Source organism: Micromonospora phaseoli, assembly GCF_900109115.1.
GTDB classification, from domain to species: domain Bacteria; phylum Actinomycetota; class Actinomycetes; order Mycobacteriales; family Micromonosporaceae; genus Micromonospora; species Micromonospora phaseoli.
On record NZ_FNYV01000005.1, the window covers coordinates 385,360 to 411,021 of the forward strand.

Sequence of the window (25,662 nt, forward strand, 5' to 3'; positions counted from 1 at the left end):
GCGGTGACCCGTTACGGCCCGATGTTCGGCCCCGACGTGACCTTCCTCGGCGTGCCGCCCTGCACCATCGAGGAGCCGGTGACGTACGCCGACGCCGACGTGATCATCGTCGGCGCACCCTTCGACGGCGGCACCTCGCACCGGCCCGGCACCCGGTTCGGCCCGTCGGCCATCCGGCAGGCCTGCTACCTGCCGCACGACGGCTCCCGGCCATCCCTCGCGTTGCGCGTCGACGCGCTGCGCGACCTCTGCGTCTACGACGCCGGAGACGTGGAGATGTTCTCCGGTGACATCGAGCGGTCGCTGGCCGCCCTGGAAACGGCGGTGTACGCGGTCGCCTCGGCCGGGGCGATCCCCGTCGTGCTCGGCGGCGACCACTCGATCGCACTGCCCGACGCCACCGGGGTGGCCCGTCACCACGGGCTCGGCCGGGTCTCGCTGGTGCACTTCGACGCGCACGCCGACACCGGGGACATCGAGTTCGGTTCACTGCACGGGCACGGCCAGCCGATGCGCCGACTCATCGAGTCCGGCGCGGTACGCGGCGACCGCTTCCTCCAGATCGGCCTGCGCGGCTACTGGCCGGGGCCCTCGACGCTGACGTGGATGGCGCAGCAGCGGATGCGCTCGTACGAGATGACCGAGATCGTGGCGCGCGGCCTGGACCCCTGCCTCACCGAGGCGTTCACCATCGCGACCGACGAGTGCGAGGGCGTCTTCCTCTCCGTCGACGTGGACGTGGTCGACCCGGGTATGGCGCCCGGCACCGGCACCCCCGAACCGGGCGGCTTCACCTCACGGCAACTGCTCGACGCGGTACGCCGGGTCTGCTACGAACTCCCCGTGGTCGGTGTCGACGTGGTCGAGGTCGCCCCGCCCTACGACCACGCCGACATCACCGCCTACCTCGGCAACCGGGTGGTCCTGGAGGCGCTGTCCGCCATCGCCCGCCGCCGCCGCGACGCCGCCGGCGGCCCACCCTGGGACCCCACCCAACCCCTCCTCGACGCCCGCTGAGCGCGGGCCGGCTCGTCCTTTCCGCCGGAGCACGGCTGTCGACCGACCTTCTCGTCGATCATGCAGTTGTGGTTGCCCTTATGCACCTTATGGGGCTTTTGTTAGGTGCCACAACTGCATGATCGACGGGGCGGGGTCGTGGGGGGAGGGGGAGGGGGAGGGGGGCTTAGCAGATTTGGGGGTGCGGCGGGGGTTGTCCACAGGGGGAATGGCTGTCCACAGGGGGCGGATGGGGGGTGGGGGGAGGGTGGACAGTTCGGTGGTGTGGGAGAAGTTCTTCGGTACTCCGAACTGTTGGCCTCGGGCTGGAGTCGTGGGCGAGTCAGGTGTCGTGCCGAGGCGGGATCGCTTGTTCGGTTGAGCCGAGGTGTCTACGGTTCAACCACCGACCCGGAGTCGGACGGGCGGCTGGTGGGGCTCTTCGATCGATTGCCGGACGAGGCGGTGCTGGGCTTTCACAGCGGCGCGCTGATGCACGGGTTCGGGGACGTCCGTTCTGAGAACCTGCACGTGATCGTGCCCGCCGGAACTGTAGTGCCGCGGATCCGGGGAGTCGTGGCGCACGAATCCGTGGTGCCGGTACGGAACCCCGTCTGGGTTCGCGGCGTACCCTGTGCGCCGGCCGCGCGCTGCGCGGTCGATCTCGCGAGGACCCTACGGCGGATGGACGCCCTACCTGTGCTGGACCTGTGCCTCAGGGTCGGCGCATGCCGAGCCGACGAGCTGCGGGCCGAGGTCAGGGACCATCGAGCATTGCGCGGCATCCGCCAGGCTCGGCGCCTGGTCGACCTGGCCGACCCCCGGTCCGAGTGCCGCCAGGAGAGCCAACTGAGGCTGCTTCTCGTGGATGCCGGCTTACCGGTTCCAGAGCCCCAGTTCTGGGTTTACGACCAGGAGGGTGTCGCGCTCTATCGTCTCGACCTCGTCTACCGCGAGCACCGGGTCGGCGTCGAGTACGACGGAGCTTCTCACCTGGACCCCGACCGGCTACGTCATGATCGGGCACGAATGAACTGGCTCGCCGCCCAGGGCTGGCGGATGCGTCACTTCACCGCCCACGACCTCTACCGCCGCCCCACCCACGTCACCACCACCATCCGGTCCCTCCTCTCCACCTGACACGCAACCCGCCCGCCGTACCCCTTACCAACGCCGACCCTTCTCGCCCGCCGATCATGCAGTTATGGCAGTGACCAAAAGCGGCATAAGCAACCTTTCGTGTGCCATAACTGCATGATCGTGTGTGAATGCCCCGGGCGGGGTGTGGGGGAGGGGGATGGATGGGGGCCGTCGAACTCGGTTTCTTGCCCGCAGTTGTCCTCCGGGTGATGGCGTGGAGTATTGCTGCGGCGGGCGCTTACGAAACCCTTATCTAGCGCCTGAGAGCGTATGCCCGGCAACGACGGATCACGGGGGAGTGGAAGCGTGCGGGTGCTGGTGGCGGACGACGAGCGGCTGTTGGCCGATACGGTCGCCGAGGGGTTGCGTCGCCTCTCGATGGCGGTCGACGTCTGCTACGACGGCGACGGCGCGCTGGAGCGGGTCGGAGTGAACCGGTACGACGTGGCGGTGCTGGACCGGGACATGCCCGGACATACCGGCGACGAGGTGTGCCGCAGTCTCGCCCGCTCCGGCTCCGGTACCCGGGTGCTGCTGCTGACCGCCGCCGCCGGCATCCGGGACCGGGTGGAGGGCCTCGGGCTGGGTGCCGACGACTACCTGACCAAGCCGTTCGCCTTCGCCGAACTGGTCGCCCGGGTGCAGGCGCTGGGCCGGCGGTCCGCCCCGGCGGTGCCGCCGGTGCTGGAGCAGCACGGCGTGGTGCTGGACGTGGCCCGGCACACGGTCAGCCGGGACGGCCGGTCGATCGCTCTGAGCCCGAAGGAGTTCGCCGTGCTGCACGTGCTGATGCGCGCCGGTGGGCGGGTGGTCAGCGCGGAGGAGCTGCTGGAACAGGCGTGGGACGAGTTCGCCGACCCGTTCACCAACGCTGTCCGGGTGACCGTGATGACGCTGCGCAAGAAGCTCGACATGCCGCAGATCATTCACACCGTGCCGCGGGCCGGCTACCGGATCGGCGATGCAGCGTGACACCACGTCGGCGGATCGTCCTGGTCGGCGCGATCGCCCTCCTGGTCGGGTTCATCCTGCCCACCCTGACCAGGTCGGTGCTCAGCACGCTGTGGTTCCACGGCCGAGGGGTGTGTGGCCTGGCGGTGCCGGGGGTCGACCTGGTGTGCAAGTCGGCGCTCACGCTCGCCGAACAGCTCTACGCGCTGACCGGGTTCGCCGTTCTCCTGCTCGCGGTGGTCGGGATCTGGGCCGCCGCGCGGTGGTGCCTGCGGCCGGTACGCGACCTTGGCGGGCCGATCTCGCAGGTCGGCCCGCAGAACCTCGGCTACCGGATCCGGCCGCGCGGCAAGGACGAGTTGGCGCGGCTCGCCCGGTCGATCGACGAGATGATGGAGCGCATCGCCGCAGGCTACGAGGGGCAGCGGCGGTTCGCGGCGAATGCCTCGCACGAGTTGCGTACGCCGTTGGCGGTACAGCGGACGTTGATCGAGGTCGGCATGGCCCGGTCGCTCACCGGCGAGCAGCTGGAGCTGCTGACCGGTCAGCTGCTGGAGACCAACGAGCGCAACGAGCGGCTCATCGAGGGGCTGCTCGCGCTCAGCGAAAGTGACCAGGGCCTGCGCTCCCGCGTCCCGCAGCGCCTCGACGAGATCGTCACGAACGTGCTCGCCGCCTACCAGGACCGGGCCTCGGCGGCCGGGGTGACGATGCAGGGCCAGCTTGAACCGCGGCTGGTGATGGGCGAGCGGGTGTTGCTGGAACGACTGGTGACGAACCTGGTGGAGAACGCGATCAAGTACAACCGGCCCGGCGGCACGGTCACCGTCACGGTCGGTCGGGACCCGACGCTGACCGTGGTCAACACCGGGCAGGTGGTGCCGGCCGAGGCGGTGGCCGGGCTCTTCGAGCCGTTCCGTCGGTTGGCCCGGGACCGTACGAACCACAGCGGTGGCGCAGGTCTGGGGCTGGCCATTGCCCGCTCGATCACCCAGGCGCACGACGGTCTCATCGCCGCCCGGCCCGCCGACTCCGGCGGCGGGCTTCGGGTGGACGTGCGGCTTCCCACCGCACACTGATCCGCCGGGACCGGCCGATCTTCTTGCCCCGCGGTTGAACCAACGGGACACCGCATCCGACATAGCAGCAGCCCCTGCCCGCCTTTGGCGTGCCCAGGTTCGACCTGGCCGGCCCGTACGGCTACGGAGAGAGGAGAAGTCGTGACGATCGGTGATCGGCGGGCCGTCGAGGTTGCCGTTGGTGGTCCGGCCACCGGAGACGGGCCGGCCTCGACCGGCGCCAGGTTGGCCTGGGCCGACGTCGCCAAGGGCGGCTGCATCGTCCTGGTGCTGTTCTGGCACGTGATCATGAAGGACTACCTGCAGATCGACTGGCGGCTCGACGTACCGGTGCCGGGCGTCTGGGGGGCGTTCGGTGAGCTGCTGTTGCCGATGCGGATGCCGCTGTTCTTCGCCATCTCCGGGATGTTCGCGGCGAGCGCCGTGCAGCGTCCCTGGCGGGCGGCCGGCCGGCCGCGGATCGCCCGCTTCCTCTACCTGTACGGCGTCTGGTTGCTGATCCACACCGCCGTGCTGGCCCTCGCCCCGGACTTTCCGACCGACCGGGCGACCAGCCTCGGTGGCCTGCTGGCCCAGCTGACGGTCAGCCCCTCCAACCTCTGGTACCTCTACGCGCTGGCGCTCTACTTCGTCCTGGCCAAGGCGCTGCGCCGGGTCCACCCGGCGGTGCTGCTGGTAGCTGCGGGTGCGCTGAGCGCCGTCGCGGCGGTGGGGCTGCTCGACACCCCCGGCAACCGGGGTGGGCTCTACCAGAACCTGGTGTTCTTCCTCGCCGGCCTGCACCTGCGCCAGCACGTCCAACGCTGGGCGCAGGAGATGACCGGGCAGCGCCTGCTGCTGACGGCGGCGGCGTACGTCGTGGTGCTCGGCGTGGTGAGGGTGACCGGCGCCGCGCGGCTGCCCGGCGTGGCGCCGCTGGTCTCCGTCGTCGCGGTGCTGTTCGGGATCGCCGTCGCGGTCCGGCTCGCTCGCTGGCCGACGCTCGCCGAGCCGCTCGCTGCCCTCGGCCGCCAGACGCTGCCGATCTACGTGATCCACATGCCGGTGTTGGCCCTGCTGCACCTGCTGATCGCCGACCCGATCGCCGGCCTGGGCGACTCCGCCCGGTTGGCGCTCTCCCTCGGCCTTCCGCTCTCGCTCACCGTCCTGGTGCTGGCGCTCAGCCTGGGCGTGCACCGGGTGCTGCTGGCGGCCCGCGCGACGTGGCTGTTCGACCTGCCCGAGGGGCGTACCGCCAGCCGCCCGAGCGCCGCACCGCCGAACGACTCGACAAAGGAGACGACATGTCCCGCACCGACTTACCCGGGCCAGATCCAGCACTCGTCGACGTGACCGAAGCCGCCCGGTGGCTCGACGGCCGGGTGCTGCGTACCCCGATGCTGCACTCACCGGCGATCGACCGGCTGGTCGGCGCCCGGGTGCTGTTGAAGGCGGAGAACCTGCAGCTCGGGGGCTCCTACAAGATGCGTGGCGGGCTGTTCGCGGTGAGCCGGCTGGCGGCGGCCGGGCACGCCGGGGTGGTCGCGCAGAGCACCGGCAACCATGCCGTGGCGGTGGCGCTCGCGGCTCAGCGGCACGACCTGGCGGCCACCGTGGTGCTGCCGGTCGACGCCGCGCCGACGAAGATCGCCCGGGCCCGTGCGGCGGGGGCCCGGGTCGTCCTGGTCGGCACCAGCGTGGATGAGCGGCTGGCCGTGGCCCGCCGGATCAGCGACGAGACCGGGTATCCGATCGTCGACGCGTACGACCATCCGGACGTGATCGCAGGGCAGGGCAGTGCCAGCCTCGAACTGATCGAGCAGGCCGAGCGGGCCGGCACCCCGTTGGACGCGCTGGTGCTGCCGGTCGGTGGGGGCGGCGGCGCGGCCGGTGCCTGCCTGGCCGCGGCCGGCCGACCGATCGAGGTGTACGGCGTGGAGCCGGTCGGCTGCGATTCGTTGGGCCGCAGCCTGGCCGCCGGCCGGCCCACCCCGGTCACGTCGGCGCCGACGATCGCCGACGGGCTACGCCCGTCCTGTGTGGGCGAGTTGCCGTTCGCCATCCTGCGTACCCGCCTGCGCGGAGTGATCCGGGTGGATGACGACGAGATCGCCGAGGCGTTCCGGCTGCTCCTGATGGAGCTGAAGGTGTTGGCCGAGCCGTCCGGGGCGGCCGGTCTGGCCGGCGTGCTCCGGCTGGCCGAGGACGGCGCGTTGCGCTCTGCCGAGGACGGCTCATTGCCGGTGCTCGGTGCGGGCGCGCGGCGACAGCGCACGGCCGGCGTGGTGCTGACCGGCGGAAACGTGGAAGCGGAGTTGGTTGCCCGACTGGCGACCCCCGTCCGAGGCAGGGAAGAGGTGGCGGCATGAGTGAGCGTCAGCGAGCGAATCATCGGCTCAGTGTGGTGGGGCTTCAGGCCGGCTCCGAGCGAAGCGAGGTGGCGGCATGAGTGAGCGTCAGCGAGCGAACGCTCCGGTTCGGATCGGAATTCTGTTCGGTGGCCCGTCGGCGGAGCATGACGTCTCCTGCGCCTCCGCGCTCGGTGTGGCTCGGGCGCTGGCCGGCGGTGGGTACCGCACGGTGGCCATCGGGGTCACCCGTGGCGGTGGACTGCGGCTGGTACCGGAGGCGACCCTGTCCGGGTTCATCGAAGGCACCGGGGCCGCCCGAGCCATCGACGACCGGTTGACGGTGACCGGCCCGGCCGTGGAGCTGCGGTCGGGGCCGCGACCGGGAACGGCGGTGGTCACCGCGGTGGACGCGCCCGGCGCGGTGCACGCCGAGCTGGACGTGGTCTTCCCGGCGCTGCACGGGCCGTTCGGGGAGGACGGCGTGGTGCAGGGGCTGCTCGAATCCCTGGGCGTGCCGTACGTGGGTTGCGGCATCCTCGCCTCCGCCGTCGGGATGGACAAGGTGGCGATGAAGCGGGCGCTGCGGGCCGAGGGGGTGCCGATCACGCCACAGGTCTCGTTCGACGCGGCGACCTACCGGGCCGGCGAGGATCCGGAGAAGCTGGTGGTCGGGCTGCGCCGGCCCCTGTTCGTCAAGCCGGCCCGGATGGGCTCCTCGATCGGCATCTCGCGGGTGGCCGACGGCGACGACCTGGCGGCGGCGGTCGAGGAGGCGCTGCGACACGACACCGTGGTCGTGGTGGAGCAGGGCGTGACCGGCCGGGAGTTGGAGTGCGGGGTGCTCGGCGGTACCCGGCCGGAGGCGTCGGCGGTCGGTGAGGTGCGGGTCACCGGGGGCTGGTTCGACTACCGGCAGAAGTACCTCGGTGACGCCGATCCGATGGTCGTCCCGGCCCAGTTGACGGACGACGTGGCCGAGCGGATCCGGGAGCTGTCGGTGCGCGCGTTCGCGGCGATCGGTGGCTGGGGGCTGGCCCGGGTGGATTTCCTCTACGACGAGACGGCCGGTGAGCTGTACGTCAACGAGTTGAACACGATGCCGGGCTTCACCGCGCACTCGATGTATCCGAAGGTGTGGGCGGCGGCCGGTGTCGGGTACCGGGAGATCCTGGACCGGTTGGTCGCGTTGGCGTTCGCGCGGCACGCGGACCGTCCCCGCCCTGCCGGCGAGGCGGAGCGGCGATGATCCTCCTCTGCGATCCGCGCGTCGCGGCGGTGCGCGGTGTCGACGACGGGGAGCCGCTCGTCGATCTGCGTGGGGTGCCGGAGCTGCGGTTGGACGACCGGGCGGCCGATCCGACCGGGGCGTACGCCCGGCTGCGCCGGGGTGTGGTGGACCGGTTGCTGGCGGCGCAGCGTGCGCTTCCCGACGGGCTGGGCCTGCTGGTCATCGAGGGATACCGGCCGTACCAGGCGCAGCTGGACATCTTCACCGGCTACCGGGACGAACTGCGGCGCGGACACCCGGACTGGTCGCCGGAGCGGGTGTACCAGGAGACCACCAAGTTCGTCTCACCGGTCGAGGTGGCGCCGCACAGCACCGGAGGCGCGGTGGACCTGACCCTCTGCACCGCCGACGGTGCCGAGCTGGACATGGGCACCGCCGTGGACGCCACCCCGGAGGCCAGTGGCAATGCCTGCTTCACCGCCGCGTCGTCGATCGGCGTCGCCGCCCGAGAGCACCGGCAGATCCTGGTGGCCGCGCTGACCGGCGCGGGTCTGGTGAACTATCCGACCGAGTGGTGGCACTGGTCGTACGGGGATCGCTACTGGGCGTTGCTGACCGGTGCGCCGCACACCCGTTACGGACCCGTTTGACGGGCCGGCGGAACCGTTCATCAAGGTTTGTTTTCGAACCGTGTCACACCGGTGAACTGGAAAGCGCTCCCAGGCCGTACCAGCACCTGACGACAGGCTGTGAGGACGGGAGGCACCAGGTGAGGCTGCAGCGGAAGCATGTGCTGGCGGCGGGGGTGGCGGTGGTCGCCGCAGCGACCGTGGCGGTGGGCACCGGACTCGGATTCGCCGACAGCGCGCCGACGCCGCAGAGCGTCTGCTCGGGCTCGATCACGTTCTCGGCCGAGGGCGGCGCGCCGGCCGCCACCAGCAACCAGTTCCCGGTGGGTACCCGGCTGCGGGTGACCAACCTGGACAACGACAAGTCGGCGGAGGTGACCGTGGTCGGCCCGTCGGGTAGCTGTGTGCTGCTCAACGCCGCCGCGATGGAGCTGGTCCGCGAGCCGGGCCGGAACGTGATCCGACGCAACGTGGTCGAGCGGGTGGGCGACGCCGTGGCGCAGCCGGGTGCCGGGCAGCCGGCCGCCGGGCAGCCGGGCAAGGTCGGTGACCGGCCGGGATCGGCCTCGCCGCCGGCGGGTCGCCCCGCCGGGGGCTCGGCCTGCCAGGGCGCGATCACCTTCTTCGAGGAGGCCGCCGGACCGGCCGCGACCAGCAGCGAGTTCCCGGTGGGTACCCGGCTGCGGGTGACCAACCTCGACAACGACAAGGCGACCACGGTGACGATCACCGGCCCCTCGGGAAGCTGTGTGCTGCTCAACTCCGCCGCGATGGAGCAGATCCGCGAGCCGGGCAAGAACCTGGTGCGCAACAACACCGTCGAGGTGCTGCGCTGAGGTGAGTTGAGGTCGGGTGGCTGCCGCGCGGTGCGGACGCGGCAACCACCCGGCCGGTTCGGTCAGCCGAAGGCCGTGTCTCAGCCGAAGGCCGTGTCGAGGATGTCCAGGCCGCGGGTCAGCTCGTCGTCGGAGATCACCAGCGGGGGCAGGAAACGCAGCACGTTGCCGTAGGTGCCGCAGGTGAGGGTGAGCAGGCCGGCAGCGTGGCAGGCCGCCGACACCGCCGCCGTGGCCCTCGGGTCGGGGCTCAGGGTGCCCGGCGCAACGATCTCCACGGCGAGCATCGCGCCACGCCCGCGTACCTCGGCGATGCGGGGATCGCGTTCGGCGATGGCCCGCAGTCGCGCTCCCAGCACCGCCTCGATCCGCCGGGCGGCGGCGACCAGGTCCAGCTCGTGCATGGTCTCGATGGTGGCCAGGGCGGCGGCGCAGGCGATCGGGTTGCCGCCGTAGGTGCCGCCGAGCCCGCCGACGTGCACCGCGTCCATCAGCTCCGCCCGGCCGGTCACCGCCGCCAGGGGCAGCCCGCCGGCGATGCCCTTGGCCAGGGTGATCAGATCCGGTTCGATGCCCTCGTGCTGACAGGCAAACCAGTCACCGGTGCGGCAGAACCCGGTCTGGATCTCGTCGGCGATGAAGACCACCCCGGCCGCCGTCGCCCACCTGCGCAAGGCCGGCAGGAACCCCTGCGCCGGTACGACGAAACCGCCCTCGCCCTGGATCGGCTCGATCAGCAGCGCGGCCACGTTCTCCGCGCCGACCTGCTTCTCCACCAGCTCGATGGCCCGGTCCGCGGCGGTGGCGCCGTCGAGGCCACCGTCGCGCAGCGGGTACGACATCGGCACGCGGTAGATCTCTCCGGCGAACGGCCCGAACCGGTGTTTGTACGGCATGTTCTTCGCGGTCAGCGCCATGGTGAGGTTGGTCCGGCCGTGGTACGCGTGGTCGAAGACCACCACGGCCGGCCGTCCGGTGGCGTGCCGGGCGATCTTCACCGCGTTCTCCACCGCCTCGGCGCCGGAGTTGAACAACGCCGAGCGCTTCTCGAAGCCACCCGGCGTGAGCGCGTTGAGCTGCTCACAGACCGCTACGTACGACTCGTACGGCGCGACCATGAAGCAGGTGTGGGTGAAGCGTTCGACCTGCGCCCGAACCGCCTCGACCACCCTCGGGGCGGAGTTGCCGACGCTGGTGACCGCGATCCCGGCGGCGAAGTCGATCCACTGGCGGCCGTCGACGTCGGTGAGCGTCCCGCCCGACGCGTGGTCCACGTAGGACGCCACGACACTGCCGACGCCGCGGGCGACGGCGGTACCGCGCCGCCTGTGCAGCTCCGCGGAGGATGCCGTGGGCCCCTCCGCTCGCTGCTGCGGGGCTCGCAGACCCGGCTCACTCCTCGCGTTCACCGGCTCAGCCCTCGATGTTGTGCATGACGTGCTTGATCCGGGTGTAGTCCTCCAGGCTGTAGACGGAGAGGTCCTTGCCGTGCCCGGAGTGCTTGAAGCCGCCGTGCGGCATCTCGGAGATGAACGGGATGTGGGTGTTCACCCAGACGCAGCCGAAGTCGAGCCGGCGGGTCATCCGCATCGCCCGACCGTGGTCCCGCGTCCAGACCGAGGCGGACAGGCCGTAGTCGACGCCGTTGGCCCAGCGCACCGCCTCGTCCTCGGCGGAGAACCGCTGCACGGTGATGACCGGCCCGAACACCTCGTCCTGGACGATCTCGTCGTCCTGCCGGACGCCCGAGACGACGGTGGGAGCGTAGAAGTAGCCGCGCTCGCCCACCTGCGCGCCGCCGGTCTGCACCGAGGCGTGGTCGGGCAGCCGGTCCAGGAAGCCGCGTACCCGGGCCAGCTGGTTGGCGTTGTTGAGCGGGCCGTAGAGCACGTCGGTGTCGTCCGGTGCGCCGGTCCTCGTGTTGCGGGCCTGCTCGGTGAGGGCGGCGACGAAGTCCTCGTGAACGCCGGGCGCGGTGAGCACCCGGGTCGCCGCCGTGCAGTCCTGGCCGGCGTTGAAGTAGCCGCCGACCGCGATGGCCTCGGCCGCCGCCGCGATGTCCGCGTCGTCGAAGATCACCACCGGTGCCTTGCCGCCCAGCTCCAGGTGGGTGCGCTTGAGATCGGGCGCGGCAGCCGCGGCGACCTCCATGCCGGCCCGGGTCGAGCCGGTGATCGACACCAGCTGCGGGGTTGGGTGGGCGACCAGAGCCCGCCCGGTGTCCCGGTCGCCGCAGACCACGTTGAACACGCCAGGTGGCAGGTGTTCGGCGGCGATCTCGGCCAACAGCAAGGTCGACACCGGCGTGGTGTCCGAGGGCTTGAGCACGACGGTGTTGCCGGCGGCGAGCGCGGGAGCGATCTTCCAGATCGCCATCATCAGCGGGTAGTTCCAGGGGGTGACCTGGGCGCAGACGCCGATCGGCTCGCGCCGCACGTACGAGGTGTGCCCGGCCAGGTACTCGCCGGCCGAGCGGCCCTCCAGCAGACGGGCGGCGCCGGCGAAGAACCGGAGCTCGTCGACGGCGGGCGGCAGCTCCTCCTCGGTGGTGAGCTGACGGGGTTTGCCCGTGTTGCGTACCTCGGCGTCGACCAGCTCGGCGGCCCGGGCCTCGACCGTGTCGGCGAACTTGAGCAGCGCCCGCTGCCGTTGCGCCGGCGTGCTGTCCCGCCAGCTGTCGAACGCTGCGGCGGCGGCCCTCATCGCCACGTCGACGTCGGCCGCGCCGGAGACCGGAGCCTGGGCGAAGACCGCACCGGTGCAGGGGTCGATCAGGTCGGCGTAGCCGCCGTCGACCGGCTCGACGTACTCGCCGTTGACGAAGTTGCGCAGCTTCTGCTGGTCACTCATGGCTGGATCACTCCGAAGGGGGTCCGGGGGCGCGCTGCGGCGGTTATCGCAATCTGCATGCCATCTTGGCTACTGAATTCGCGGCAGACAAGGGCTAGGGCGACTGTTTCCGTCGACTGCTCGGTGGTCTAGGCTTCGGCACGTGGAGCCCACCCCGTTCTTCGTCGCCGGTCGTCCCAGCCACGGCGCCGGCGAGGTGACCGTCCACCACCCGTACGACGGCCGCCCGGCCGGGCGTACCACCCTCGCCACCGCCGAGCAGGTCGAGGCGGCCGTGGCGGCGGCGGCCGGAGTGGCCGCGACGGCCGCCGCGCTGCCCGCGTACGCGCGGGCGGCAGCACTGGACCACGTCTCGCGTCGGCTCGCCGAGCGGGCCGAGGAGGTCGCCACCGTCATCACCGCCGAGAACGGCAAGCCGATCAAGTGGGCCCGCGCCGAGGTGGGTCGGGCGGTCTCCACCTTCCGGTGGGCGGCCGAGGAGGCCCGGCGCTTCTCCGGGGAGCTGCAACGGCTCGACACCGATCCCGCCGCCACCGGGCGCATCGCCCTGGTGCGCCGGGTGCCGAAGGGCCCGGTGCTCGGCATCACCCCGTTCAACTTTCCGCTCAACCTGGTGGCGCACAAGGTCGCCCCGGCGATCGCGGTCGGCGCGCCCATCGTGGTGAAGCCGGCGCCCGCCACCCCGCTGTCGGCGCTGCTGCTCGGCGAGATCCTGGCCGAGACCGACCTGCCGGCCGGGATGTTCTCGGTGCTGCCGCTGCCCAACGAGCGCGCCGCCGAGCTGGTCACCGACCCCCGGCTACCGGTCGTCTCGTTCACCGGCTCCGGGCCGGTCGGCGCGGCCATCCGCCGATCGGCGCCGGAGAAACACGTGACCCTGGAGTTGGGTGGCAACGCGGCGGCGCTGATCTGCCAGGACTGGGCCGACGACGAGGACCTGAGCTTCGCGGCGCACCGGATCGCCACCTTCGCCAACTACCAGGCCGGGCAGTCCTGCATCGCCGTGCAGCGGGTCTACGTGCACGAGATGCTCTACGAGGGCTTCCTGTCCCGGCTGGTCGCGGCCGTACGCGAACTGCGTACCGGCGACCCGGCCGACCCGCTGACCGACGTCGGCCCGCTGGTCTCCGAGGCCGCCGCCGACCGGGTCGCGGCGTGGGTGGACGAGGCGGTGACGGCCGGTGCCACCGTCGAGACCGGCGGTCGGCGCGACGGCGCGACCTATCCACCGACCGTGCTCAGTGAAGTGCCACGGGACGCCAAGGTCTGCGTCGAGGAGGTCTTCGGCCCGGTGCTCGTGGTGGACCGGGTGGCGGACGACGCCGCCGGCTTCGCCGCCGTCAACGACTCGGCGTACGGGCTCCAGGCCGGTGTCTTCACCCGGCGCCTCGACGTCGCCTTCGCGGCGGCGCGGGCCCTGGAGGTGGGCGGCGTGATCGTCGGTGACGTGCCGTCCTACCGGGCCGACCAGATGCCCTACGGCGGAATGAAGGGCAGCGGCGTCGGCCGGGAGGGGCTGCGGAGCGCGATGGACGACTACACCGTCCCCCGCGTCACGGTCCTCACCGGCATCGATCTGTAAGGAGGGGCCCCCGGTTAACGCCTCCGGTAGGTGAAGGGCCCCCTGTTAACTCCCAGGTGGCGTTCACCAGGTGCCGTCGTCGCGTACCCGGGCCGGGGCGCGGCCGAGCAGGAGAGTGCTGAGGGCGGCGTCGATGTCGGCACCGAGAAACCACTCGCCGGCCTGATCCAGCGCGAAGATCCGCCCGTGCTCGTCCACGGCGATGATGCTGTGCTGGTGCTCCGTGCCGATCGGGAACAGGCGAGCCCCGATCACCGCCGCGAAGTCGGCGAGCGTGTCCGCCGTGTTGGCCACCTGGCGCGGTTGGATGTCGAAACGGGAGATCCACACCTCCTTCCCCGGGCCGCGACGCTTGGCGGCGAGTCTCGGAAAGGCGGTGAGGGTCGACGTCGCGGCGGGAAAGCTCGGGTGCTGGTGGGTCCTGCCGTGCACCGCGCTGACGTCGCGGATGGCCGACCTCGCCACCGCCTCGTCGTCGAAGCGTGGCCGCCAACCAGCGGCGACCAGGGCCTGGGCGACCTCCGGCCGAAAACGGTCGGGTTCCGGGTCGGCCGCGGGCTCGGGGAACCACGGCACGGTGTGGTTCCGCTCGGACGGCGGCAGGGCGTGGAAGTACACCAACATGTCAAGGCAGGAATCGCAGGGAAGGTCGGCCGGGCCGCCGTGCGGGTCGCCCGGCTCGCGTACCCGGGACACCTCGACGCGAGCCGAGACCAGCAGGTCCTTCGCGTCGCCCAGGCTCATCGGGGCGATGCCTTCGGCGGCGCGCCGGTGGTCGTGCCGGTACAGGACGTCGGAGACGACGACGAGTTCGGCATGCCGGTCACCGCCGCGTACCAGGTGGCCGGCGGGCAGCCCGTCGAGGTACGCCCGGACCAGTGGGTGGTGGTTGACCTGTACGTCACCCTTGGCGCCACGGGCCGTGAAGATGCGTCCGTTGATGGTGAGACGGGCGGCCGTGGTCGGGTTGGGCAGCCGGCGGATGTCCCGCAGCAACTGGCCGGCCGGATCGACGGCGCGGGGGACCGGTGGCCCGCTGGGTCGGCTGCGGCGATAGAGCCGTGCGACCACGTCGGGCGCAACGTGTGGCCAGGTGGTCACCTCCCCGGTCTGCTTGTCCACCACGGTCGTGGGCAGGTCGCCTGGGAGCGCTCTGCCCAGTGTGGACACCGTGGAGGTGATGACATACCCCAGATCGAACTCCGTGACGGCGGGCCGGCACTCGTGCCCCAGGCGCAGCGAGTCGCGGCGGGCCCACGCCGCGGCGATCTGCTCGGCCTGTACGCGGTCGATCACAACGCGAAACTACCGGATCACGTTCAGCGTTGGCAGGAAGTGTCGCTGCGGGCGAGAGTTCGCGGTGTCGCAATAGGCTGGCGCAGTGACGGATCCGCGGAAGAGGGACGGCGACCACCGGGTCTGGTACTGGCCTTCGGCGATCCTGCTGGGCGTCGTGATCGGTGTGGTGGCGGTGGGCGGGGCCGCCGGCATCGGGGTCGGTATCGCCATCGGCGTCGCGCTCGGGTTGGCGCTCAACATGGCGGATCGCGAGGATGACGCGGACGACACCGATCCCGGCCCGGGAAAGGGCCCCGACCACACGTCCTGACCGGCGATCCGCGATCGGAGCACTTCGCGGGCGCGGCGGGGCGGCCACCGGTGGGTGATCCCTCGCGACGAGGCCGCTGCGGGGGTGGCGAGGAGCACCTACGGGGTTCGATGACCAGCCGATGTCCGGCACCGGTAGTAGCCTGACCGGCGGTCCCCCGCCGGGGGAGGAACGGTGGGTAGTGATGTCGTTACGTCGCCAGCTGGCGCGTCTCGCGACGGTCTGCGTGCTCCTCGGCGGCCTGGTGGTGCTCGGTGGCGCCCCCGCGCACGCAGACGAGGACCGGGTACGGGTTCGCTCGGCGAGCAGCTTCACCGCGGGCCGTTCCGCCGCCGGGGTGACCGTGGAGATACGCAAGCGCACCGACGGCTGCGTGCGGGTACGCGGCGCGCTGGGTCTGAGCCTGCCCGGTGCGCGGGCCGACCAGGTGGTGGTGCAGGCCAACGTGGGTGGCCGCTGGGTGCCGGTGGCGACCTCCGGCGACGCCGGACTGGTGACCACCGCAGCGGTCGCCCCGGCCAGGGACGAGCTCTGCAAGGGCAAGGGAGTGGCGATGCGGTACCGCGTCGCCTTCACCGCCGAGGCGCCCGGCGGCCGGCTGGTGGTGACGGGCGAGGCAACCACGGCGCGGGGCGCGGTGCTGGGCCGGGCCGCGGTGTCGTCCCGGGTGGTCGGCGGACGGGCCCCGGCCACGCCGTCGCCGTCGGCATCTCCGTCCCCGACCGCGAGTGAGGAGGCGGTCGAGGAGCCCGTCGTCGACGCCACGCCGACCTTGGCGTTGGCCGCGGACGGTTCGGGCGATCTTGCCCAGACCGCCGGCGAGTCCTCCGGCCGGTCGCCGGTGATGTACTTCGGCATCGCCATGGTCGCCGCCGGGATCCTGCTCATCGGGCTGCTGATCCACCGCTCCGGCAAGGAGCGGAGGGAGCGGAAACGGCACGGCGACACATTCGAGGTTCCGCCGCCGCGCAGTCCGGGCGGTACCACCTACCGCGCCGGTGGTGGTCAGGGAGGCGCGCCCGTCCCACCGGGGCCGGGTGTTGCGACTGCGGTGCCGCCCGGTCAGGTCTACGGGACGAACCGGACCGGGACGCCCCGGGTCTACGGCGGCCCACCGGCGGCCCGCCCGTCCGGCGGTCTGTACGGCGTGCGGCCAGCCGACTCCGACGATCCGGCCCGCGCCGCCACCCATCCGGACGCGCCGCCGGCCACCGGAGAGGCCGAGGAATCGGGGTACGGGCGCGGGCTCCCCGGCTGAGCCGGGGTGGGGCCCGCCGCTCCGATACGCTCAGGTTCGTTGACGACCTGCTGTCCGAGGAGTGGAATCGGTGTCTGATCTGTCCCAGATCGTGAAGGCGTACGACGTCCGTGGGACGGTGCCGGACCAGTGGGACGAGCGTGTCGCTGGTGCCCTGGGAGCTGCCTTCGCCCAGGTGCTCGACGCCGCTGGTGACCCGGGCCAGGCCGTGCTGATCGGGCACGACATGCGCGCGTCCGGGCCAGGACTGGCCGCTGCCTTCGCCACCGGCGTACGCGCCGAGGGACGCCCGGTCATCGAGATCGGGCTCGCCTCGACGGACATGGTCTACTACGCCTCCGGTGCGCTCGGGCTGCCCGGGGCGATGTTCACCGCCAGCCACAACCCGGCGCAGTACAACGGCATCAAGATGTGTCACGCCGGAGCGCGCCCCGTCGGGCAGGACAGCGGGCTGACCGAGGTACGCGACCGGGCGCAGGCCCTGCTCGACAAGGACGAAGCGCTCGGTACGCCGACCGCGCCGATCGAGCGGCGTGACCTGCTGGCCGACTATGCGGCACACCTGCGCACGCTGGTGGACCTGTCCGGCATCCGGCCGTTGACCGTCGTGGTGGACGCGGGCAACGGCATGGGTGGGCACACGGTGCCCAGTGTGCTCGGCGATGCCGCGTGGCCGGCCCTGCCGCTGCGCATCGTCCCGCTGTACTTCGAGCTGGACGGCACGTTCCCCAATCACGAGGCCAACCCGCTGGACCCGGCCAACCTGGTCGACCTGCAACGCGCCGTGGTGGCGCAGGGCGCGGACATCGGGCTGGCGTTCGACGGCGACGCCGACCGCTGTTTCGTCATCGACGAGCGGGGCGAACCGGTCTCGCCGTCGGCGATCACCGCGTTGGTCGCGGCCCGGGAACTGGCCAAGCACCCCGGCTCGACGGTGATCCACAACCTGATCACCTCCAGCGCCGTGCCGGAGATCATCCGGGAGCACGGTGGTGAACCGGTGGTGGCCCGGGTGGGGCACTCGTTCATCAAGGCAGAGATGGCCCGCACCAACGCCGTCTTCGGCGGCGAGCACTCCGCGCACTACTACTTCCGGGACTTCTGGTTCGCCGACACCGGCATGCTGGCGGCCATGCACACCCTGGCGGCGCTCGGCGAGCAGCCGCTGCCGCTGTCCACGCTGGCGGCGGAGTACGAACGGTACGTCGCCTCCGGCGAGATCAACTCCACGGTCGCGGACCAGGCGGCCAAGGTGGCCGAGGTTCGGGCCGCGTACCCGGACGCCGAGGCCGACGAGATGGACGGGCTCACCCTGCGTTTCCCCGACGGGGCGTGGTTCAACCTGCGCGCCTCGAACACCGAGCCGCTGCTGCGGCTCAACGTCGAGGCACCCACCGCCGAGCGGATGATCGGGCTGCGCGACGAGGTGCTCGACCGGGTTCGCCGATAAGATCGCTCGCGCCGGCCGGCACCGCCGATCGGTGAAGCCGCATACGTGGAAGGAGCCGCGCAGTGGCCCTCGACCCGCAGTTGCTGGAAATCCTCGCCTGCCCGGACACACACCATGCCCCGCTGGACTACGACGCCCAGGCGCAGACGTTGACCTGCACCGAGTGCGGCCGGATCTTCGAGGTCCGCGACGACGTACCGGTGCTGCTGCTCGACGAGGCCCGTGGCCCCGTGGAGCGGTCGTGATCGACGGGACGGCCGGCGTCAGCGGCCATCGTCACGCCGACGAGCGGCTGCTCGACGACCCGCAGGCGTTGGCCGAGCGTGATCCGGGCGGCATGTTGCGGCACACCGCCTCGGCGGGAGCGCAGGTACGCGAGTCGGCAGCGCTGGCCGCCGAGGCGAACCTCGCCGTACTCGCCGACGACGGGCGTCCCCGGGCGGTCGTGATCGCCGGCATCGGCACGGCCGGGCGTACCGGTGACGTGCTGGCGACGGTCGCCGGGCCGCGATGCCCGGTGCCGGTCATCGCGCACCGCAGCGCCGGGGTGCCCGGCTGGGTCGGTGCCGCCGACGTGGTGATCGCCATCAGCGCCTCCGGTCGCAGTCCCGAGGCGTTGGGTGCCGCGGAGGCCGCCCACCGCCGTGGTGCGCGGCTGGTCGCGGTCGGCCCACCGGACTCGCAGTTGCAGTCGGTGGCCGAGCGGGCCCGAGCCCCGTTCATCCCGGTGCCCCGGCGGGCCCCGGCCCGGGCCAGCCTCTGGGGGCTGACCGTGCCGGTGCTGCTGGCCGCCCGGGCGCTCGGCCTGGTGAAGGTCAACGAGGCGGACCTGGCGGAGACGGCGGCCCGGCTGGACGCCGAGGCCGATCGCTGCCGCCCCACCGCCGAGTCCTTCGTCAACCCGGCGAAGTCCCTCGCGCTCGGCCTGGCCGGATCGATCCCGATCGTGTGGGGGTCGTCGCCGCTGGCGTCGGTGGCCGCCCGCCGTTTCGGCGACACCCTCTCGGCGAACGCCCGGTACCCGGTGGTCACCGGAGCGCTCGGTGAGGCCGGTCGGGGCCGGGTCGGCCTGCTCGACGGCGTCTTCGGCGGCCTGGTCGAGGGCGAGCGGGACATCTTCGCCGATCCGGAGGAGCCGGTCGGGGAGAGCACCCGACTGCGGTTGGTGCTGCTGCGTGACGGCGGCCTCAACGCCGAGGACGATGCCGACGAGCCCCTCGCCGTCGAGGAGCGGCGGGCGGAGGCGGTGCAGACCCTCGCCGAACGTCGGGGCGTACGGTGCGACGTGGTCACCGCCGAGGGTGGTTCGGCGTTGGAACGGCTCGCCTCCCTGGTGGCGGTGCCGGACTTTGCGTCGATCTACCTGGCGCTGGCGCACGGCCTGGACCCGATGGCGGTGCCGGCGATCACGGAGATGAAGGAGCTGTCCAACCAGTGAGCGGAGCGGCGGCGTGAGTGCCCAGGGCGGCACGAAGGCGATCATCGCCGCGTTGCTCGCCAACGTGGGCATCGCGGTGACGAAGTTCGTCGCGTACCTGTTGACGAGTTCGTCGTCGATGCTGGCCGAGTCGGTCCACTCGGTCGCCGATTCGGGCAATCAGGCGCTGCTGCTGCTCGGCGGCAAGCGGGCCCGGCGGGCGGCCACCCCGCAGCATCCCTTCGGCTACGGCCGGGAGCGCTACGTCTACGCCTTCATCGTCTCCATCGTGCTGTTCAGCCTCGGTGGGCTCTTCGCTCTCTACGAGGCGTGGCACAAGTGGTCCGACCCGCACGGCATCACCAGTTGGCAGTGGGTGCCGGTGACCGTGCTGTTGGCCGCGATCGTGATGGAGTCGTTCTCCCTCCGCACCGCCATCCGGGAGTCGAACCTGGTGCGCGGCCGCGAGTCCTGGACCAGGTTCATCCGCCGGTCCAAGGCGCCGGAGTTGCCGGTGGTGCTGCTTGAGGACTTCGGTGCGCTGGTCGGTCTGGTATTCGCCCTGTTCGGGGTGGGAATGACCCTGGCCACCGGCGACGGCCGGTGGGACGCGGCCGGCACCGCGATGATCGGTCTGCTGCTGGTGGCCATCGCGATCGTGCTGGCCGTGGAGACCAAGAGCCTGCTGCTCGGGGAGGGGGCCGAGCCGGCGGACGTGGCGGCCATCGAGCGGGCGGTCGCCGACGGTCCTGAGGTCGAACGGATCATCCACATGAAGACCCTCTACCTGGGTCCGGAGGAGCTGATGGTGGCCGCGAAGATCGCGGTGTCGCAGTGCGAGAGCGCCGAGGAGGTGGCCCGCGGTATCGACGCGGTGGAGGCGCGGATCCGGGCCGCGGTGCCGGTGGCCCGGGTCATCTACCTGGAACCGGACATCTATCACGCCCGGGCCGAGCCGTCGGCAGCGCCCGGGCAGCCCGGGGGCTGATCGGGTGGAACCGCTGTACGGCCCGATCAAGGACTATGCCTGGGGGTCCCGCTCGGCGATCGCCGAGCTTCAGGGGCGGCCGACGCCGAGTGCCGGCCCCGAGGCCGAGTTGTGGCTCGGGGCCCACCCCGGCGCGCCGGCCGCCGTGGAGCGTGGCGGTGTGTCGGTCGCGTTGACCGAGGTGCTGGCGGAGGACCCGGTTGACTGGCTCGGTCAGCCGGTCATCGACCGTTTCGGTGCCCGGCTGCCGTTCCTGCTCAAGGTGCTTGCCGCGGATGCCCCGCTGAGCCTGCAGGCGCATCCGGACGCCGAGCAGGCCCGGGCCGGCTATGCCGCCGAGTACGCGCGGGCCGGTGGGCACCGCAACTACGCCGACCCGTTCCACAAGCCGGAGTTGCTGGTGGCGCTCGGGCCGATGGAGGCGCTGTGCGGATTCCGGTCTCCGGTCATCTCGGCGCAGGTGCTGGCCGGGTTGGGCGTACCGGAGCTGCGGCCGGTGGTCGACGCGCTGCCCGCCGGGTCGGCGGGGCTGGCCGAGGCGGTGCGCCTGCTGTTGGAATGGCCGGCGGCGCGGCGTGCGGGGTTGGTGGCGGCGGCCAGGGCGGCGGTGACCGGCCCGGACGCGGAGCTGGTCACGCGGCTTGCCGATGCGTACCCGGACGACCCCGGCGTGCTGCTGGCGTTGCTGCTCAACCGGGTGACGTTGGCCCCGGGGGAGGCGATCTGGATGCCGGCCGGAAACCTGCACGCCTATCTGCGTGGGACGGGTGTGGAGGTGATGGCCGCCAGCGACAACGTGCTGCGCGGCGGGTTGACCCCGAAGCACGTGGACGTGGCCGAACTGCTCGACGTGCTCCGCTTCGAGGTGCTCGACGAGCCGGTGGTCGCGCCTCGGACGGTCGCTGACGGGGTGGTTACCTGGCCGGTGCCGGTGGACGACTTCGCGTTGCATCGGGTGACGGTGACCGATGGCCGGCCCGAGGTGACGCTTGAGGTGCCGGGCCCTCGGGTGGTGCTCTGCACCTCGGGCGAGGTGACGGTGACCGACGGGGTGGCGCCGGTGGCGCTGCGCTCCGGGCGGGCCGCGGTGGGGCCGGCGAGTGTTGGCTCACTCACGATCGCCGGTGCCGGTGCGGCGTACGTCGCGTCGACCGGCCTGATCTGAGCGACCTGCGTCGACGGGCCTGATCCGAGGATCTGGAGTGCCGAGCACCAGGATCGCGACGACCGACAAGTCCGACTTTCCCGGAATGACTTGACTCGCCTCTTGCTTAGTGTGACTCTATGAGTGCGCAGCGTTATCGCGATGAAGGTCCGAGAACGCGCGGGGGAACCAAACCGGGGGGATGCACGGGGCGGACGGAGATGGACGGCACACGTCCACGACCGGCCGCCCCGTGCGCTGTACGTAACCGCTCCAGCCAGACCGCGCGGGCGCGCGTAAGGTGGGAGGTTGCGCAGCACCATCGTCCGACAGGAGCTTTCATGACCAGCACCCTCCCGGCGTCCGCCAGTGGCACGTCGTCCGAGGCCCGGCCACGCACTCTCGCCGAGGGCGACTACAAGGTGGCGGATCTGTCGCTCGCCGAGTTCGGGCGTAAGGAGATCCGCCTCGCCGAGCACGAGATGCCCGGTCTGATGGCGATTCGCCGCGAGTTCGCCGACGCGCAGCCCCTCGCGGGCGCGCGGATCACCGGCTCGCTGCACATGACGATCCAGACCGCCGTCCTGATCGAGACCCTGGTCGCGCTCGGCGCGCAGGTCCGCTGGGCGTCCTGCAACATCTTCTCCACCCAGGACCACGCCGCCGCCGCGATCGTCGTCGGCCCCGACGGCACCCCCGACGCACCCTCGGGCATCCCGGTCTACGCCTGGAAGGGCGAGACGCTGGAGGAGTACTGGTGGTGCACGGAGCAGGTGCTCGACTGGCCCGACGGAAGCGGCCCGAACATGATCCTGGACGACGGTGGTGACGCCACCCTGCTCGTCCACAAGGGCGCCGAGTTCGAGAAGGCCGGTACCGTCCCGCCGGTCGAGTCCGCCGACTCCGAGGAGTACGCGGTCATTCTCGGCCTGCTGCACCGTTCGCTCGCCGAGGACAACCAGCGCTGGACGCGGATCGCCGCCAGCATCAAGGGCGTCACCGAGGAGACCACCACCGGCGTGCACCGCCTCTACGAGATGCACCGCGCCGGCACCCTGCTCTTCCCGGCCATCAACGTCAACGACTCGGTGACCAAGAGTAAGTTCGACAACAAGTACGGCTGCCGTCACTCGCTGATCGACGGCATCAACCGTGCCACGGACGTGCTGATCGGCGGCAAGATGGCCGTCGTGCTCGGCTACGGCGACGTGGGCAAGGGCTGCGCCGAGTCGCTGCGTGGCCAGGGCGCCCGGGTCGTGGTGACCGAGGTCGACCCGATCTGCGCACTCCAGGCGGCGATGGACGGCTACCAGGTCGCCACCCTGGAGGACGTGGTCGAGCAGGCCGACATCTTCATCACCGCCACGGGCTGCTTCGACGTCATCACCAACGAGCACATGGCCCGGATGAAGCACCAGGCCATCGTCGGCAACATCGGTCACTTCGACAACGAGATCGACATGGCCGGCCTGGCGAAGCGCTCGGACGTCACGCGGGAGAACATCAAGCCGCAGGTCGACGTCTGGCGCTTCGACGACGGTCACGCCATCATCGTGCTCTCCGAGGGCCGCCTGCTGAACCTGGGCAACGCCACCGGCCACCCGAGCTTCGTGATGTCGAACTCGTTCGCCAACCAGACGATCGCCCAGATCGAGCTGTACACCAAGACCGCCGAGTACCCGATCGGCGTCTACGTGCTGCCGAAGCACCTGGACGAGAAGGTCGCCCGGCTGCACCTGGGCGCGCTCGGCGCCAAGCTGACCACGCTGACCAAGGAGCAGGCCGCCTACCTCGGCGTCGCCACCGAGGGCCCGTTCAAGCCGGACCACTACCGCTACTGACCGACCGGACCGGACGGGACGACCGTCCGGCCCCGCGGGGAAGCAGCCTGCCTCCCGAGCGTGATGTCACCCGGACATGAGTATGTCGCTGTGACATCACGCTCGGGAGGCGGCAGTGCCTGGCCCGTACCGAAAAGGACCAGGTCCGTCAGCGCGGTTGATCACGGCGTCGGGTGGGGCGGACCCAGGTCCAGACGCACCAGACCAACCACGCCACCGACACCAGCGCCGCCAGGGTACGCAGCCGCAGCGCGCTGAGCAGCAGCACCACCGCGAGCACGGCCAACCATGGTCCGAAACCCCTCATCCCGGCCTCCCCGGTGTCCATTCGCCGCCGGCCGCCGGCACCGGCGGCCGTACCCTGGCCTGCCCGCCCTGCGCCGGTAGAGCGGGCACCGGCTCGTTCGGTCGATCTGCCGACGGCGCGTACCCGAGCTGTGGCCACAGCACGGCGGTGAGCGCGCGTTCACCGGCGAGGAGATGACGGGCCCGCCGGTGTCGCTCGCTGAGGACGGCGGCCAGGTAGGCCGACTCCGGCAGCCCGGCCGGTGGCGGCGGGGTGGTCACGGCCGCGACCTGGTGCCACAACCGCCGGGCCAACTCGCCCCGCGCCGGTTCGCTGAACCGGTGGGCCCGGGCCAGGTACTGCCGGGCGGCGAGTGCCAGCGGCGCGTCCAGCCTGCTCAGGTCGAGGGTGTGCGCCCAGGCGGCCAGCGCCGGCACGGTGCCCGGAACCGGTCGCCATCTCGCCGCGACCCGGGTGTGCACCACCATGGTGCCCGCCACCAGGTCGCCCAGTCGCCGGCCACGCGGGTCGCTGAGCATCACGGTCACTCCGGCGACCCAGGACAGCAGTGGCAGCACCAGGCCCGGCCACTCCACGGCGACCCCGACCAGCGCCCGGCTCACCGACTGCCGGAACCCGACCGGCGCTCCGTCCACGCTGACCACCCGCAACCCGACCGCGGCCTTACCCGGCGTGCGGCCGTGATTGAGTCGTTCGAAGAACACCGGATAGCCGACCAGCAGCAGCACGAGTCCGATGGTGAGCAGCGCCCGTTCCAGCGCCGCGTCGACCACCCCGTACGGCAGCGCGGCCAGGGCCAGGCCGGCCAGCGCGGCGAGCAGCAGGCCGAACACCAGTTGGACCAGCACGTCGAGCAGCAGCGCGAGCACCCGGGAACCGATCCGGGCGGCCCGCACGTCCAGCTGTACGGCCTCCCCGCTGACCAGCCCGGCGTCGCCCCAGGACGGGGCGGTCCACGGTCGCGGCGCTGTGCTCACTCCGACAGTGAACACTATGATCGCCCGGTCGGAGGTGGTCGGTGGATCTCGACGCGTACGTCGCGGAGCATGGCGGACAGTGGCGCCGCCTGGACCAGCTCTGTCGCCAGCGGCGGCTCGACGCCGCCGAGGTCGACGAACTGGTCGCGCTCTACCAGCGGGCCACCACCCAGCTGTCGGTGCTGCGCAGCCGCTCTCCGGATCCGGCCCTGGTCAGCGAGCTGTCCCAGGTGGTTCTCCGGGCTCGGGCCCGGCTCACCGGCCGATCCCGTCCGTCCTGGGCGACCGTGCGGCGGTTCCTGCTGGTCGGCTTTCCCGGGGCGGTCTGGCGGGCGGCGCCGTGGTGGTGTGCGGTGGCGACCGCCTTCACCCTGCTCACCTTCACCCTGATCGCTTTCGTGGCGGAGAACCCGGCGACGGCGGCGGCCTTCATCGGCGAGGAGGACGCGGCCGAGCTGGTGGAGTCCGGCTTCGCCGGCTACTACACGGAGTTCTCCGCCCCGACGTTCGCCTTCCACCTGTGGACGCACAACGCGTGGCTGGCCGCCAAGTGCCTGGCGGCGGGGGTGCTGATCGTGCCGGTCGCCTACCTGCTGTGGCAGAACGTGGTGAACATCGGCGTGGTGGGCGGGGTGATGGTCTCCTACGGTCGGGCGGATGTCTTCTTCGGTCTGATCACTCCGCACGGGCTGCTGGAGCTGACCGGGGTGTTCGTGGCCGCCGGGGTGGGCCTGCGGGTCGGGTGGGCGTGGATTGCGCCGCCGGAGCAGCTCACCCGGGGGCAGGCGGTGGCCCGTGCCGGGCGTGACGGTGTCCTGGTCGCCCTCGGACTGGTGATGCTGTTCGCCGTCTCGGCGGTGATCGAGGCGTTCGTCACCCCGGCTCCGGTGCCGGTGCCGCTGCGGATCGCGGTGGGTGCCGCCGTCTGGCTCGCCTTCCTCGCATATGTCATGGTCCTCGGCTCCCGCGCCGACGCCGCCCACCACGACTCGATCGATCATGACGTTGGCGGGGACATCGATCTCCAACCCGCTCGCTGACCTCATGGTC

General features: G+C 71.7%; 24 protein-coding genes. 19 read left to right on the top strand and 5 right to left on the bottom strand.

Features of this window, described 5'->3' with window-relative positions; all coding sequences use genetic code 11:
- The first annotated feature begins 3 nt into the window (after positions 1-3).
- The 9 genes from speB to BMY89_RS16010 all read left to right on the top strand — a co-directional run bounded on the left by speB (position 4) and on the right by BMY89_RS16010 (position 9,189).
- A complete protein-coding gene (speB, locus tag BMY89_RS15975; RefSeq protein WP_092380759.1) occupies positions 4-1,017 on the top strand; it encodes an agmatinase in 1,014 nt (337 codons plus the stop codon).
- 411 nt (positions 1,018-1,428) lie between these two features.
- The gene (locus BMY89_RS15980; protein WP_232521361.1) at positions 1,429-2,136 is read left to right on the top strand and encodes an endonuclease domain-containing protein; all 708 of its coding nucleotides are present in this window, start codon (positions 1,429-1,431) and stop codon (positions 2,134-2,136) included.
- A 306-nt stretch (positions 2,137-2,442) separates the two neighbouring features.
- Positions 2,443-3,108 carry a response regulator transcription factor gene (locus BMY89_RS15985; RefSeq protein WP_092380761.1) on the top strand — a complete coding sequence of 222 codons (666 nt, stop codon included), beginning with the start codon at positions 2,443-2,445 and terminating at the stop codon, positions 3,106-3,108.
- Positions 3,105-4,166, top strand: coding sequence for a sensor histidine kinase (locus BMY89_RS15990; protein WP_092380762.1), 1,062 nt, complete (start codon positions 3,105-3,107; stop codon positions 4,164-4,166). The genes BMY89_RS15985 and BMY89_RS15990 overlap by 4 nt, the downstream gene beginning before the upstream one ends.
- Before the next feature lie 141 nt (positions 4,167-4,307).
- Positions 4,308-5,498 carry an acyltransferase family protein gene (locus tag BMY89_RS30940; protein WP_232521367.1) on the top strand — a complete coding sequence of 397 codons (1,191 nt, stop codon included), beginning with the start codon at positions 4,308-4,310 and terminating at the stop codon, positions 5,496-5,498.
- Positions 5,450-6,514: a threonine ammonia-lyase gene (locus BMY89_RS30945; RefSeq protein WP_232521369.1), complete on the top strand. Its 1,065-nt coding sequence runs from the start codon at positions 5,450-5,452 to the stop codon at positions 6,512-6,514. Before BMY89_RS30940 ends, BMY89_RS30945 begins: the two co-directional genes overlap by 49 nt.
- Positions 6,515-6,590: 76 nt before the next feature.
- On the top strand, positions 6,591-7,742 hold the full coding sequence (locus BMY89_RS16000) for a D-alanine--D-alanine ligase family protein (protein WP_092380763.1): 1,152 nt from the start codon (positions 6,591-6,593) through the stop codon (positions 7,740-7,742).
- Positions 7,739-8,374: a M15 family metallopeptidase gene (locus tag BMY89_RS16005; RefSeq protein WP_092380764.1), complete on the top strand. Its 636-nt coding sequence runs from the start codon at positions 7,739-7,741 to the stop codon at positions 8,372-8,374. The genes BMY89_RS16000 and BMY89_RS16005 overlap by 4 nt, the downstream gene beginning before the upstream one ends.
- Positions 8,375-8,493: 119 nt before the next feature.
- Positions 8,494-9,189, top strand: a complete 696-nt coding sequence (locus tag BMY89_RS16010) for an RlpA-like double-psi beta-barrel domain-containing protein (protein WP_092380765.1) — start codon at positions 8,494-8,496, stop codon at positions 9,187-9,189.
- A gap of 80 nt (positions 9,190-9,269) precedes the next feature.
- Here BMY89_RS16010 and gabT read toward each other — a convergent pair whose 3' ends face one another.
- A complete protein-coding gene (gene gabT, locus BMY89_RS16015) occupies positions 9,270-10,574 on the bottom strand; it encodes a 4-aminobutyrate--2-oxoglutarate transaminase (RefSeq protein ID WP_092380850.1) in 1,305 nt (434 codons plus the stop codon).
- Between the two features lie 28 nt (positions 10,575-10,602).
- Positions 10,603-12,039, bottom strand: coding sequence for a gamma-aminobutyraldehyde dehydrogenase (locus BMY89_RS16020; protein WP_092380766.1), 1,437 nt, complete (start codon positions 12,037-12,039; stop codon positions 10,603-10,605).
- Positions 12,040-12,181: 142 nt separating this feature from the next.
- Here BMY89_RS16020 and BMY89_RS16025 point away from each other — a divergent pair, with 142 nt between their 5' ends.
- Positions 12,182-13,621: an aldehyde dehydrogenase family protein gene (locus BMY89_RS16025; protein ID WP_092380767.1), complete on the top strand. Its 1,440-nt coding sequence runs from the start codon at positions 12,182-12,184 to the stop codon at positions 13,619-13,621.
- Between the two features lie 63 nt (positions 13,622-13,684).
- Here BMY89_RS16025 and BMY89_RS16030 read toward each other — a convergent pair whose 3' ends face one another.
- Positions 13,685-14,917, bottom strand: coding sequence for an SUKH-3 domain-containing protein (locus BMY89_RS16030; protein WP_092380768.1), 1,233 nt, complete (start codon positions 14,915-14,917; stop codon positions 13,685-13,687).
- 85 nt (positions 14,918-15,002) lie between these two features.
- Here BMY89_RS16030 and BMY89_RS30395 point away from each other — a divergent pair, with 85 nt between their 5' ends.
- The 8 genes from BMY89_RS30395 to ahcY all read left to right on the top strand — a co-directional run bounded on the left by BMY89_RS30395 (position 15,003) and on the right by ahcY (position 23,328).
- Positions 15,003-15,230, top strand: coding sequence for a hypothetical protein (locus tag BMY89_RS30395; protein WP_092380769.1), 228 nt, complete (start codon positions 15,003-15,005; stop codon positions 15,228-15,230).
- A gap of 184 nt (positions 15,231-15,414) precedes the next feature.
- Positions 15,415-16,488 carry a hypothetical protein gene (locus tag BMY89_RS16040; protein WP_092380770.1) on the top strand — a complete coding sequence of 358 codons (1,074 nt, stop codon included), beginning with the start codon at positions 15,415-15,417 and terminating at the stop codon, positions 16,486-16,488.
- Between the two features lie 70 nt (positions 16,489-16,558).
- Positions 16,559-17,938, top strand: coding sequence for a phosphomannomutase/phosphoglucomutase (locus BMY89_RS16045; RefSeq protein ID WP_092380851.1), 1,380 nt, complete (start codon positions 16,559-16,561; stop codon positions 17,936-17,938).
- Between the two features lie 62 nt (positions 17,939-18,000).
- Positions 18,001-18,183, top strand: a complete 183-nt coding sequence (locus BMY89_RS16050) for a Trm112 family protein (protein WP_092380771.1) — start codon at positions 18,001-18,003, stop codon at positions 18,181-18,183.
- Positions 18,180-19,376, top strand: coding sequence for an SIS domain-containing protein (locus BMY89_RS16055; RefSeq protein WP_092380772.1), 1,197 nt, complete (start codon positions 18,180-18,182; stop codon positions 19,374-19,376). The genes BMY89_RS16050 and BMY89_RS16055 overlap by 4 nt, the downstream gene beginning before the upstream one ends.
- Positions 19,377-19,389: 13 nt before the next feature.
- Positions 19,390-20,343: a cation diffusion facilitator family transporter gene (locus BMY89_RS16060; protein ID WP_092380773.1), complete on the top strand. Its 954-nt coding sequence runs from the start codon at positions 19,390-19,392 to the stop codon at positions 20,341-20,343.
- Positions 20,344-20,347: 4 nt separating this feature from the next.
- Complete coding sequence (gene manA, locus BMY89_RS16065; RefSeq protein ID WP_092380774.1) at positions 20,348-21,508, top strand: mannose-6-phosphate isomerase, class I; 1,161 nt, start codon at positions 20,348-20,350, stop codon at positions 21,506-21,508.
- A gap of 320 nt (positions 21,509-21,828) precedes the next feature.
- Positions 21,829-23,328: an adenosylhomocysteinase gene (ahcY, locus tag BMY89_RS16070; protein ID WP_092380775.1), complete on the top strand. Its 1,500-nt coding sequence runs from the start codon at positions 21,829-21,831 to the stop codon at positions 23,326-23,328.
- A 148-nt stretch (positions 23,329-23,476) separates the two neighbouring features.
- Here the strand turns inward: ahcY and BMY89_RS30400 are convergent, their stop codons facing one another.
- Together BMY89_RS30400 and BMY89_RS16080 are read right to left on the bottom strand one after the other, a co-directional pair.
- Positions 23,477-23,635, bottom strand: a complete 159-nt coding sequence (locus BMY89_RS30400) for a hypothetical protein (protein ID WP_170147692.1) — start codon at positions 23,633-23,635, stop codon at positions 23,477-23,479.
- Positions 23,632-24,612 carry an RDD family protein gene (locus BMY89_RS16080; protein WP_232521370.1) on the bottom strand — a complete coding sequence of 327 codons (981 nt, stop codon included), beginning with the start codon at positions 24,610-24,612 and terminating at the stop codon, positions 23,632-23,634. The genes BMY89_RS30400 and BMY89_RS16080 overlap by 4 nt, the downstream gene beginning before the upstream one ends.
- 41 nt (positions 24,613-24,653) lie before the next feature.
- Between BMY89_RS16080 and BMY89_RS16085 the strand changes: the two genes are divergently transcribed.
- The gene (locus tag BMY89_RS16085; RefSeq protein WP_092380778.1) at positions 24,654-25,652 is read left to right on the top strand and encodes a stage II sporulation protein M; all 999 of its coding nucleotides are present in this window, start codon (positions 24,654-24,656) and stop codon (positions 25,650-25,652) included.
- Positions 25,653-25,662: the final 10 nt, after the last annotated feature.